General features: G+C 71.3%; 11 protein-coding genes. 9 read left to right on the forward strand and 2 right to left on the reverse strand.

What is annotated here, in order from left to right:
• Positions 1 to 163: 163 nt before the first annotated feature.
• The 6 genes from ACFZBT_RS28940 to ACFZBT_RS28965 all read left to right on the forward strand — a co-directional run bounded on the left by ACFZBT_RS28940 (position 164) and on the right by ACFZBT_RS28965 (position 8,793).
• Positions 164 to 1,513, forward strand: a complete 1,350-nt coding sequence (locus ACFZBT_RS28940; RefSeq protein ID WP_391109394.1) for a diaminopimelate decarboxylase — start codon at positions 164 to 166, stop codon at positions 1,511 to 1,513.
• Positions 1,514 to 1,543: 30 nt separating this feature from the next.
• A complete protein-coding gene (locus tag ACFZBT_RS28945) occupies positions 1,544 to 1,750 on the forward strand; it encodes a hypothetical protein (RefSeq protein WP_391109397.1) in 207 nt (68 codons plus the stop codon).
• 51 nt (positions 1,751 to 1,801) lie between these two features.
• The gene (locus tag ACFZBT_RS28950; RefSeq protein ID WP_391109399.1) at positions 1,802 to 2,473 is read left to right on the forward strand and encodes a hypothetical protein; all 672 of its coding nucleotides are present in this window, start codon (positions 1,802 to 1,804) and stop codon (positions 2,471 to 2,473) included.
• 35 nt (positions 2,474 to 2,508) lie between these two features.
• Complete coding sequence (locus ACFZBT_RS28955; protein ID WP_391109402.1) at positions 2,509 to 2,850, forward strand: hypothetical protein; 342 nt, start codon at positions 2,509 to 2,511, stop codon at positions 2,848 to 2,850.
• Between the two features lie 164 nt (positions 2,851 to 3,014).
• Entirely contained in the window at positions 3,015 to 7,700 is a 4,686-nt protein-coding gene (locus tag ACFZBT_RS28960; RefSeq protein ID WP_391109404.1) for a caspase family protein, read from the forward strand.
• A 34-nt stretch (positions 7,701 to 7,734) separates the two neighbouring features.
• A complete protein-coding gene (locus ACFZBT_RS28965) occupies positions 7,735 to 8,793 on the forward strand; it encodes a GNAT family N-acetyltransferase (RefSeq protein ID WP_391109439.1) in 1,059 nt (352 codons plus the stop codon).
• A 49-nt stretch (positions 8,794 to 8,842) separates the two neighbouring features.
• Here the strand turns inward: ACFZBT_RS28965 and ACFZBT_RS28970 are convergent, their stop codons facing one another.
• Positions 8,843 to 9,130, reverse strand: coding sequence for a DUF4031 domain-containing protein (locus tag ACFZBT_RS28970; protein ID WP_391109407.1), 288 nt, complete (start codon positions 9,128 to 9,130; stop codon positions 8,843 to 8,845).
• Between the two features lie 7 nt (positions 9,131 to 9,137).
• Positions 9,138 to 9,518, reverse strand: coding sequence for a hypothetical protein (locus ACFZBT_RS28975; protein ID WP_391109409.1), 381 nt, complete (start codon positions 9,516 to 9,518; stop codon positions 9,138 to 9,140).
• 56 nt (positions 9,519 to 9,574) lie between these two features.
• Here ACFZBT_RS28975 and ACFZBT_RS28980 point away from each other — a divergent pair, with 56 nt between their 5' ends.
• The 3 genes from ACFZBT_RS28980 to ACFZBT_RS28990 all read left to right on the forward strand — a co-directional run bounded on the left by ACFZBT_RS28980 (position 9,575) and on the right by ACFZBT_RS28990 (position 11,937).
• On the forward strand, positions 9,575 to 10,489 hold the full coding sequence (locus tag ACFZBT_RS28980; RefSeq protein ID WP_391109413.1) for an SIS domain-containing protein: 915 nt from the start codon (positions 9,575 to 9,577) through the stop codon (positions 10,487 to 10,489).
• Between the two features lie 45 nt (positions 10,490 to 10,534).
• Positions 10,535 to 11,467, forward strand: a complete 933-nt coding sequence (gene murQ, locus ACFZBT_RS28985) for an N-acetylmuramic acid 6-phosphate etherase (protein ID WP_391109416.1) — start codon at positions 10,535 to 10,537, stop codon at positions 11,465 to 11,467.
• Between the two features lie 68 nt (positions 11,468 to 11,535).
• The gene (locus ACFZBT_RS28990) at positions 11,536 to 11,937 is read left to right on the forward strand and encodes a hypothetical protein (RefSeq protein ID WP_391109418.1); all 402 of its coding nucleotides are present in this window, start codon (positions 11,536 to 11,538) and stop codon (positions 11,935 to 11,937) included.
• The last annotated feature ends 194 nt before the right edge of the window (positions 11,938 to 12,131 follow it).

Consider the following 12,131-nt stretch of genomic DNA (forward strand, 5'->3'; position numbering starts at 1 on the left):
GCGCACAACCGCGGTGCGGCCCGGCCCGGACCCTGCCCACGGCCCCGGCCCCCGCGCCGGCACCTCTGCCTTCTCCACGAAGACGTCTCCCCGGGGAGCTCGGCAGCCTGGGAACCAGCCCGGGTCCGCCGGGCGTCCGCACACGGCCCCCACGGGAGACACCATGACCGGCCTCACCGCCCCCGCCGACCGACGTGAGCAGATCCTGCGAGCAGCCGTACGGCAGGGACTGCTGGATCCCGAGCGGTCCCTGCTGGCCGGGTTCGTCGACCTCGACGGCGTCGCGGCGACGGTCGGCGGCCTGCGCGCGGCGTTCCCCGGCTCGCTCTCCGCCCTGCACGCCTTCGCGGCGAAGGCGAACAGCCTGGTACCCGTCCTGGCGGAGCTGGAACGCCACGGCATGGGCTGTGAAGTGGCGACGGCCGGCGAACTGGCCGGGGCACTCGCGGCGGGCTTCCCACCGGAGCGGATCGTGTTCGACTCGCCGGTCAAGCACCGTACGGACCTTGAACGGGCCCTGGACCTGGGCGTCACCATCAACGTGGACAGCTTTCAGGAACTGGCCCGCATCGACGCGATCCTCGCCGGACGCGCCCCCGTGTCGCAGCTCGGCGTACGCGTCAACTCCCAGGTGGGCGGGGGGAGCATCGCCGCGATGAGCACGGCTACGCGGACGTCGAAGTTCGGCATCCCCCTCTCGGACCCGGAGAGCCACCGAGAACTGCTCCGTGCCTTCCGGGAACGTCCCTGGCTGACCTGGGTGCACACGCACGCCGGATCGCAGGGATGCCCGCTGGACCTCATGGCCCAGGGGGTGGCGGAGGCCGTCGCCTTCGCGGAGGAGGTCAACCGGGCGGCAGGAGGGCCCCAGGTCACCGGGATCGACATCGGCGGCGGACTGCCCGTCAACTTCGCCGGAGACGAGGTCACCCCCGACTTCGCCACCTACGTCGCGCTGCTGGCCGAGCACGCGCCCGACCTGTTCTCCGGCAGGTACGCGATCGTCACCGAGTTCGGACGTTCGATCCTCGCGAAGAACGGCTTCATGGCCGCCTATGTCGAGTACACCAAGACGGCGGGTGGCCGGCCGATCGCCCTCACGCACGCCGGCGTGCAGGTCGCCACCCGGACGGTGTTCGCCCCGGAGTCCTGGCCCCTGCGGATCACCGCGCACGACCCGACTGGCCGGGCGAAGCACGGCAGCCTCGTCCGGCAGGACATCGCAGGCCCGGCCTGCTTCTCCGGCGACCTGCTGGCACGCGACCGCGCACTGCCCCGGCTGGAACCGGGCGACATCGTCCTGCTCCCGGACACCGGCGCCTACTACTTCTCGACGCCGTTCCACTACAACAGCCTGCCGGAACCGGCCGTGTACGGCGTGCGGGTCGGCGCGGACGGCCAGGTCTCCTTCGACCTCTTCCGACCGGCCCAGGACCCCTACGAGGTACCGGCCCCGGCGGCCCGGACCGCCGCCGTGCCCGCCCCCCGGCCCAGCGGCCTCGTCCGTCGCTGACGCCCACGAGAGACAGCGAGGAGCACCACGGTGGAACACGGAAACCGCACCAAGGGCGACGGGAACGGGCCCCTGCTCAGTCAGCGCGCCGCCGTGGTGTTCCTGCTGGCCGCGCTGGTCGGCATCGGTGCCGCCGTCCTGTCGTGCCTGGCCGGCAACGTCTGGCCTGTCGCGGTCGGCGTCGGCTGCGGTGCGAGCGCCGTGGCCGTCGTGCTCTTCAACGAGATCATCGACTAGCGGACCCATGAGGATCTTGGGGTTCCGGCCCCGTCGGCGGAGAATGCACCCATGGCCGATCCCGACACCCTGCGCACCCGCTTCGCCCGCGCCCTGGAAGGAGCCCGGGGCCCGGCCGGCGGCCCCGACCCGACGCCGTACGCCGACAACCTGCTCACCCGCTGGCAGGAGCCCCAGCGCCGCTACCACACGGTCGAGCACCTCACGGCGGTCCTCGATCACATCGACGTACTGGAGCGGCACGCGCACGACCTGGACGTGGTGCGGCTGGCCGCCTGGTTCCACGACGCGGTCTACCTCCCCGACCGCTCCGAGAACGAGGAACGCTCCGCCCGACTCGCCGAACGTGCCCTGACCGAGGCCGGACTCCCGGAGGGCAAGACCGCCGAGGTGGCCCGCCTGGTCCGCCTCACGGTCAGCCACGACCCCGCAGACGACGACCCCGACGGCCAGGTCCTGTGCGACGCCGACCTGGCGATCCTCGCCTCGCCCCCGTCGGCGTACGCGGCCTATACCGCCGCCGTCCGCGAGGAGTACCACTTCGTCCCGAACGACGCCTTCCGCACGGGCCGCGCCACGATCCTGCGCCAACTCCTCGCCCTGCCGAAGCTGTTCAGGACCCCGCACGGAGCGAAGGAGTGGGAGGCGACGGCCCGCTACAACCTGCGGTCGGAACTGGAGCTGCTGGAGGATTCACCCTCCGGACCGGCCTCCGGGTCCTAGGGTTGGCCCCAACGCACCACAGGGAGGGGACACGCATGGACAACACCACCGAGCCCGAGGTCATCGAGCCGAGCCTGCCGTTCTGGGTCACCGTCAGCGAGGAGGGCGACGACGACTCGATGGGCCTGTTCGGCAACGGCGGCGGCGAACCGGCCCTGCGGTCCGTCCCGCTCGGCCCGCTGCGCAAGAACCTCGCCGAGACCGTCGACGCCCTCCAGCAGCTGTTCGAGGACGCCGCGGCCCGGGGCGGCACCCTGCCGCTCGCCGAGGCCCAGCTGTCGTTCCAGGTCACCGCGAGCGGCGGCGTCCAGCTCCTCGGCACCGGCCAGGTCCAGGGCACCCGCGGACTGACGCTGGTCTTCAAGCGGCCTTCCTAGCGCCTTCCAGGCACTTCCGAGAACTTCCGCAGGGGACGCAACAACCCCTTTGTGAACTAAAGTTGTCGGACGAACGGCCGAGGGTCAGGGGGACGGCATGAGCGGCAGCGCGGCGAACGGAAGCAGTACAGCCAAGACGGCCTGCCCCGCCTGACCCGCCGCGCATGCCCCAGCACAAGGTCCAGCACAAGGCCCTGCTCATCGGAGCGAGCGACTACGACGACCAGCGCATCCAGAACCTGCCGTTCGTCCGCGACGACCTGCAGCGGATCCGGGACGTACTCATCGAACGCGGCTTCCAGGCAGCGGAGATCGTCGAGAGCAAGCGCGGCATCACACCGAACACGGTCAACGGCCGCATCCGCGCCTTCCTTCGCGACGCCGGCCCGGGCGACACCCTGCTGATCCTGCTCAGCGGACACGGCCAGCACTTCGAGGGCAAGGACTTCCTGATCCCAGAGGACGCCACCTTCGATGTCGGGGTCTTCGCCGACAGCTGCATCGAGATCGGCTGGGAGCGGGAGCTGGAGGACTCCCCCGCCGGCCATGTCGTCTTCCTCGTCGACGCCTGCCGCGAGGGCATCGACCGCGACACCATGGCGGCGCTGCCCGGCGTCCAGCCCTGGCCCCGGCGCAAGGTCGCCGACGCGCTGCGCCGCAAAGTGGCGTACGTGCACGCCTGCAAGGCACCCCAACTGGCCCTGTTCGTAGGCGAGAAGGAGACGGTCCGGCCGGGCTTCGACCCCGGCACGCAGCCGGGCGAGTCCTTCAGTCTCTTCTCCCGCGCCCTCGCGGACACGATCGCGGCGGACCCGCACGCCCTGCGCCTGCGCGAGTTCGCGGCGCGGGTGCAGAAACGGGTCGGGGAACTCCACCGCGCCTACGGCAAGACACGGCCCGTGCAGGAGGTCACCGTCGTCACGGAGACCGCGGCCACCCCCGGCGGCGAGGACTTCCCGCTGCTGCCCGGCCCCGACCGGCGCACCGAGGCGCACCCGTGGATCCGTTCCGCCGAACAGCACCCGATCTGGCAGCGCACCCCTGACGGCCCCGCCCGCCGGCACCTCCAGGAGACCTGTGCCGCCCTGGCGTCCCGGCTGGCCGCGGCGTACGAGAGCGCGGCCGACGCCCTGCGCGACGACCCCTGGCACGATGCCGAACTGGCCCGGCGCACCCACGTCAGACTGGACTTCCTCACCAGCCGGCTGGCCGACAACGTCGCTCTGTCCCCGACCGAGGCCGCGCTGGCGGTCCTGCTGCCCCTGGTCGAGCAGGCCTTCTGGACCCAGGAGGCGGCACAGCGCGTCGGCGTACTCGCCACGGACCGGTGCGCCACCGGCCCCGACCACACCCGCTTCCGCAAGTTCGGCCAGGGCTTCCCGCGCCTCAAGCGTCGGCTGCGCACCCTGCACGATCAGACGGCGGCCCGCGACTCCGTGAAGCGGATCCGCTGGTGGCTCTTCCACCGCTGGCTGATCCAGCAGCCGGAGCTGTACGCGGCGGAGAAGCTCAAGTCCCTCCTCGGCGAGGTGACCGGCGGCTCCGACCAGCCGCCGTGGGTGACCGACGCACTCTCCGCGGACCGTCTGATGCGGCTGCTGAAGGAACACCGCACGGCCCCGTTCTCCGTCCGCCGGGCCGCTGTCGGCCGCCCTTCCGGCGTCCTCGACGACCACGACGTCATCGCCGCCACCACCGGCGACGAGCACGAGGTGCGCCCGCCCCTGGTCTCCGCCCTGCTCAAGGCGGCCTACGCGATGGCCGTCGACCCCGTCGACCTGCCCGAGATCGTCGTGGAGCACCTCGGCATCTACGACAGCGTCGACCTCGGCGAGCTCATGGTCACCGTGCGCCGCTCCGACTGGCGCCACTCCGGCGTCGGCCGCTCCCTGAACGCGGTCTGCACCCACCCGGCCGTCCAGATCGCCCTGCGGGAACACGCCACCCGCGTCGACACCCTGCTCCGCGAGATCAACCGCGACGACAACCCCGCCCTGGCCCCGCTGGGCGCCCTGCCGCCCTACGCCGACGGCAGCCGGGTCCGCCTCGACGGCAACACCCCCGACCAGCTCTCCGACGGCATCCGCTTCCAGCTCGCCGAGGACCGCGTCCAGGAACTCCTCATGGGCGAACAGCTCTACGGCGACCGCGAGCTGGCGGTCCGCGAGCTGTACCAGAACGCGCTGGACGCGCTCCGCTACCGGGACTGCCGCACTCAGTACCTCCAGCGCACGGGCCGTCCGACGGCGTCCTGGGAGGGCCGGATCGAGTTCGTCCAGGGCGTGGGCTCGGACGGCCGCCCCTACCTGGAGTGCCGCGACAACGGCATCGGCATGGGCCTCACCGAACTCGGCAGCGTCTTCTCCCAGGGCGGCACCCGCTTCGTCGACCTGCCCGAGTACATCGAGGAACAGGTCGCCTGGAGCGAACTCCCGGAGCCCAAGCTCCGGCTGTACCCCAACTCCCGTTTCGGCATCGGCGTCCTGAGCTACTTCATGCTGGCCGACGAGATCGTGGTCCGCACCTGCCGCATGGGGCGGGACGGGCGGCCCGGGCGGTTGCTGCAGGTGACGATCGCGGGGCCGGGGAATCTGTTCCGGGTGGAGGATCTCGGGGAGGGCGACGCGTCGGGGACGACCGTGCGGCTGCTGCTGTCGCGGCAGGGGAAGCGTGTGTCGTGTGTGGAGGCGTTGCAGCGGTTGCTGTGGGTGGCGCCGTATAGGACTTCGGCGGTGCATGGGTCACGGGAGTTCGGGTGGGCGCCAGGGGAGTTGTCCCGTACGGCCCTTGAGATCGAGATGTCGAGACTGAAGCCAGGACCCCGCGTCAAGGATCCTGTCTGCCTCGCGTCCGGCTCACCCGACCTCTGGTGGATCGACCGCCAGGGCATCATCCTGTCCGACGGCCTGTTGACCGAACCCGAACCGTCATTCCAGCTGGTGCACCAGTTTCCTTACGGCATCGTCCTGAATCTGCACGGTGAGCATGCGCCGGTCCTCACCGTCGACCGCAAGAAGGTGCGTTCTTTCGACGGCGATCACGTGAGGGCGGTCCTCACCGCCGCGGCGCCGAGTCTGACCCTCCCGGATCTTCCCCTCCCGACCCACCCGTGGCTGACGCAAGCCAGCTCGGTCGCGATGTGGTTCGGCGACCTCGTGGCCCGGCATGCCCAACTGGCCGATCTGCCATGGCGGATCGGGAACGCCTCGATGTCTTTCCGTGAAGTCGGCTACTTCCTCCCCGACATCGACCTGATCCCGCTGGTGACCGGCAGCTACACACCGGAACGACAGTCGGTCCAAAATGCCCGTTTCTTTGCCACCATGCCGCCGAGTGTGCTGCGTTGGCGCCTGCGGGCGCTGTACCGCGCGGGTCTCGGCGGCCCGGTGTCACTGCCCGAATCATGCCCGTCCGACGAGTTGTGCGCCCGGCCCTCCGACCTGTCGCTGCTCACCAGAGGCAGGCGAAGGCGTTGGGACAGGGCGTACCAGGACTGGACGACTGAGCGGGTCGGCCGGCATCCCGCGTTGCTTCTCGGTCTCCTCGTCGATTGGCACGATCCCGCCCGGCCGCTGGGCGTCGGCGAGGTCTTCTCGCTGAGCCTCCGGGTGGAGCGCGCGCCCGCGGAGGTCGCCGACCGGCTCGCCGCTCTGGGGTACCAGGTCGAGTCCTTGGACGACTGCCTCGACGTCGGCTACGACGATCTTCCGCTGCTGCGACCGATGGGCTACCCGTCGGGCTGGCTGGCTCCCGGCTCGGCGCTTTCGGGGCCCCAGGTCTGTGTCAGTGCCGCGCGCCGTGCCTGTTCCACGGCGCAAGCCGCGCGGCGTCTGCGGGAGCTGGGCTTCACCGTGCCGGATGACCTGCCGGTCCGTGAGCACTGGACCGAGGAGGAGCGGGGCATCCTCACGAGCTTGTGGTCGTCGTGCGCCGGCACGCCGTCCCCAGAGGAGGCTCTGCGGATCTCCCGGGCGCAGTTGGTCTCGGTGGCCCATGGGTCGGATGCGACGGTCCTCCGCGCCTCGGAGTTCCTGTCCGGGCTGGGCTTCCGACTGCCCCCCGACGCCACGGACGGCCCCGAACTGACCGAGGACGACCGGTCGCTCCTTGTGTACAACGCCCAACGTCCGTGGGTGGACCGGGAAGTATCACTCCTCTACATGACGGCTGTGGCACGCCATCTCCACAGGCCCGTCGCCGACGTCGCGGCGCGGCTGGAGGAACTGGGCTACGCGGTGGCGTCCGTCCCCGACGAGGAAGCTCAGCTGCCCTCCCCGACTGAGACCGCTCTCGTGAATGCCAGTCTCACGCTGCACACGAACGGTCCCTTGAGCGTGTTCGAAGTGGCCTACGGAGCACGGCAGGCGGGTGTCCCCCTGCCCGAGGCCGTCTCCATCCTCGCCAGATGGGGCTACCCCTGCGCGGTCACAGCCGTGACCCTTTCCCACGCCGACGACATCGACAGCATCATCCTGAGACACCGCCCGTACGCCGACCCCGCCACCTACGGCCAGGTATCCCCCGCCGCCCTCAAGGCCGTGGGCGGCCGAGCCAAGGCCCTCACCGACTTCGGCTACGACGTCGTCCCTCTGTCGGAAAGCGACGTCAGAGAACTCCAACTCGAAGAAGTCCTGCTCCACACGCTCACCGGGCTGACAGCCTGGCCCTTCACCCCCCTCCCCGACGACCCCCCGCTCTCCCTCGTCACCCTGGCCGTAGTAGCCCTCTCAGCCGCCAAGACCCTCCGCGAAACCGCCCTCAAGGCCACCGAACTCGGCATGCGTCACGAGATCGAGGACTGGTTCCCCACCCCGGAAATCCCGTCGCCCCAGCCCCCCACCCCCTCGTAACCTCCCCACCATGTGGACAACGGGCGCGGAACAAGTGGAGCAGGCCGTAGGCGAGTGCGTGGGCCTGCTGGGGGACGTCACCGACCGGGACTGGGAGGGGTCAGCGGCCGGGCGGCTCGCGTGGAGCTGCCGGGAGACGGCCGTGCACATCGCGCAGGATCTGATCGCGTACGCGGGGCAGTTGGCGGGGCGGGAGCCCGATGGGTACACACCGTTCGAGCTGTCGCTGGAGGAGGGGGCCGGCAACGCGGATGCGGTGCGGGTGATCAGGACGACGGGGGCCCTGCTCGCCGCCGCGATCCGGACGACGCCACGGCAGGTGCGGGCCTTCCATCCGTATCCGTTCCGCAGCGCGAACCGTGAGGGGTTCGCGGCGATGGGCGTGGCCGAGGTGCTGCTGCACACGCACGACATCGCCGAGGGGCTGGGCGTGGCGTACGAGGCGGACTCCGGGCTGTGCGACTTCGTCCTCAGGCGGATCTTCCCGCATGTCCAGCCCGGCCCGGCCTCCTGGCAGACCCTGCTGTGGGCCACCGGCCGGGGTGAGCTGCCGGGGCGGGCGCCCGTCACCGAGTGGCGGTGGAACAACAACCTGGTGATCGACACCGAACGGCTCACCCTTGAGGGCGTCACCCCGGCGGTGGCCCACGACCTCGCCACGGACGGCGACGCCGGCTGCTTCGAGTGGCTCGGCGGGAGCCCGGCCGAGGGCACCCGGGTGGGCGCCGGACTGATGTTCAAGCAGTACGAGGACGGGGTCCACCGCCCGGAGTGGACCATGTACGTGCTGGTCCGCCGCGAGGACGACCAGGCGCTCGGCGCCATGGGGTTCCACGCCGTTCCCGACGAGGCGGGTCGGGTCGAGATCGGCTACGACCTGGTCGAAGCGGCCCGCGGGCACGGCTACGCCACCGAGGCCCTGCGCGCGCTGTCGGCGTGGGCCCTGGCCCAGGACGGCGTACGGGCCGTCGTCGCCAACGTCGAGCGGGACAACACGCCCTCGCGGAACGTCCTCACCCGCGCCGGCTTCACGGCCGTCGCGGAGGACACCGAGCAGGTGACCTACGAGATGACCGACCTGCGAGGTGAATGACCTACGAGGTGAATGGCCAACGAGGTGAATGGCCAACGAGGTGAATGGCCTACGAGCCGGGTGAACCCGGCGAGCGGTAGAGGCCTTTGGGCCGCCGCAGCCCGGCCCCGTGCAGCAGCCGCACCACCTCGCGGCTGCTGACCTCCACGGCCCCGGCGCCCACCGCGTCGGCGTACCGCTGGGCGGGGATGTCGTAGTGGTCGCGTTCGAAGGCCCGCCGGGGCACGCCGAGGCGTTCGGCGAAGGTGTGCAGTTCGTCGTACGAGACGTCGCTGATCAGGTGGGACCACATGCGGCCGTGCCCGGGCCAGGCCGGTGGGTCGATGTAGATCGTCACCAGGGCCTCACGAGGACGCCCCGCCGAGGGCCTCGCTCAGCGACCCGACCGCCGCGACCTTCACGCCCGCCTCGCCGCACACCCAGTGCGGGTCGGCCCCCAGCACCGGGTCCACGTCCAGCGCGTGCGGATCGCCGGTGCCGCACACCGGGCACAGCGGCCAGCGGCCGTACTGCTCCAGCAGGGCGTCCTGTACGTCCTGCGCGACCAGACCCGCCACGTACGGCGCACCCTCCGGCCACTGCTCGACCCACCACCGCCGCTGTGTGACGGCCTCCTCGACCAGGGACACGACATCGGCCTCGGCGACGCGTCCCGCGACGAGGTCGGCCAGTACCAGGGCACGCGCGGCGTGCAGCGTCTGCTCCAGGGGGGTGATGGGCTCCATGCCCCCCATTGTGCGCACTCTTGACCCCGGCACCGAGCCGAAAATATCTTTCAGTGGTGACCAGCAGAGTGAAGGAAAGTTTCGTCGGCGCGCTCGGCACCCCGCCCGCACCCGCCGCCCTCGCGGCCAAGGTCCGCACGCTGGCGCCGTCGATGACGCGTTCCATGCAGCGTGTCGCCGAGGCTGTCGCGGGCGACCCGGCCGGCTGCGCGGCCCTCACGGTCACCGGCCTCGCCGAACTCACCGGCACCAGCGAGGCCACCGTCGTACGCACCGCCCGGCTGCTCGGCTATCCGGGTTACCGGGACCTGCGCCTCGCCCTCGCCGGCCTCGCCGCCCAGCAGCAGTCCGGCCGGGCCCCGGCCATCACGACGGACATCGCGGTGGACGACCCGATCGCCGACGTGGTCGCGAAGCTCGCTTACGACGAACAGCAGACCCTCGCCGACACCGCCGCCGGCCTCGACACCGTCCAGCTGGGCGCCGCCGTCACCGCGCTGGTCGCGGCCCGCCGCACCGACGTGTACGGCGTCGGGGCGTCCGGCCTGGTCGCTCAGGACCTCACGCAGAAGCTGCTGCGCATAGGGCTGATGGCCCACGCCCACAGCGACCCGCACCTCGCCGTGACGAACGCGGTGCAACTGCGGGCGGGTGACGTGGCGGTCGCCATCACGCACTCGGGGTCCACCGGGGACGTCATCGAGCCGCTGCGGGTCGCCTTCGAGCGCGGCGCGACGACGGTGGCGATCACCGGCCGCCCGGACGGGCCGGTGACGCAGTACGCCGATCACGTCCTCACCACGTCCACCGCGCGGGAGAGCGAACTGCGTCCGGCGGCGATGTCGTCGCGGACCGGTCAGCTCCTTGTGGTGGACTGCCTGTTCATAGGGGTGGCGCAGCGGACGTACGAGACGGCGGCGCCGGCGCTCTCGGCGTCGTACGAGGCGCTGGCCCACCGGCACCGTTCCTGAGCCGGAAAGACGCGGGAAGACACAGAAGGACACGAAAGAGCCGTCATGACCTCCACCTCCGACCCCCGGCACCTCAGAACCGAGCTGGAGTCCCTGACCACCGAGGCCTTCCGGCCGGAGCTCGCGGACATCGACCGGCTGCCCACGCTCGACATCGCGCGGCTGATGAACGGCGAGGACGCCACCGTGGCCGGGGCGGTCGCGGCACGGCTGCCGCAGATCACCGCCGCGATCGACGCGATCGCGGAGCGCATGGCCCGGGGCGGCCGCCTCGTCTACGCGGGCGCGGGCACGGCGGGCCGGCTGGGCATCCTGGACGCCTCCGAGTGCCCGCCCACGTTCAACACCGACCCGGCCCGGGTCGTCGGCCTGATCGCGGGCGGCCCGGCGGCCATGGTCACCTCGGTCGAGGGCGCGGAGGACTCCCGCGAGCTGGCCCGGACCGACCTGGAGCCCCTCGGCCTCACCCCCGACGACACGGTGGTCGGCATCTCCGCCTCCGGCCGCACGCCCTACGCCATCGGCGCGGTCGAGTACGCCCGCACCCGTGGCTCCCTCACCCTCGGCCTCGCCTGCAACCCCGGCAGCCCGCTCGGGGCCGCCGCCGACCACGGCATCGAGATCGTCGTGGGCCCCGAACTCCTCACCGGCTCCACCCGCCTGAAGGCCGGCACGGCACAGAAACTCGTTCTCAACATGCTCTCGACGATCACGATGATCCGCCTGGGCAAGACCTACGGGAACCTGATGGTCGACGTCCGCGCCTCGAACGACAAGCTCCGCGCCCGCTCCCACCGCATCGTCGCCCTCGCCACCGGCGCCGAGGACAAGGAGATCGAGGACGCCCTCCTCGCCACCGACGGCGAGGTCAAGAACGCGATCCTCACCCTCCTGGCCGGTGTCGACGGCCCGACGGCGGCCCGCCTGCTGGAGGAATCCGACGGCCATCTGCGGGCGGCGCTCGACTCGCGTTCCTAGGGCGCGTTTCGAGTCGTGATCAAACGGGTTCGGAAGGGCGGGGCATGCCCTGCCGTACTCTGCGAGCCATGACGCGCTACGTGGTCGATGCCAGGACCTTGCTGCACATAGTGTCGACCGGCGTGCGGATCAGCCCCGATCACCAGCTCGTCGCACCGAATCCGGTGCGCTCGCAGGCACTGTCGCTGCTGTTCGAACAGGTCGGATGCGGCGACCTCGACGAGGTCGAGGCGTTGCGCATACACGAGCGCCTGACCGAGGTGAAGATGCGGCTGCTCGGCGACCGAGTCTCCCGTCGCACAGCCTGGCGGATCGCCCGGGAGCAGGGGTGGGACGCTATCGGGGACGCCGAATATCTCGCCGTGACGCGGCTTCAGGCCGATGCGCTGGTCACGATCGATGAGGCGTTGGCTCGTCGGGCGGACGGCATCGTTCCCGTGGCGTCGCTCGACGCCCTGACTTGCCCTTGAGGCGCTCGCGCTCACGGGGCGACTCGTTGACCACGACTCGATGAGCGCCCTGGGCCGTGTCCGCAAAGTCCCGCCTGCCCCGCCCTCCGGGCGGACGACGGGACTTTGCGGACACGACCTAAAGGGTGTTGCAGAAGGCTTGGTGGCGGGCATGGCTGAGCAACGCCTGACGTGCTGTTTCACCCGGCTAGGGC

This window comes from Streptomyces sp. NPDC008137, from assembly GCF_042957035.1.
GTDB lineage: Bacteria > Actinomycetota > Actinomycetes > Streptomycetales > Streptomycetaceae > Streptomyces.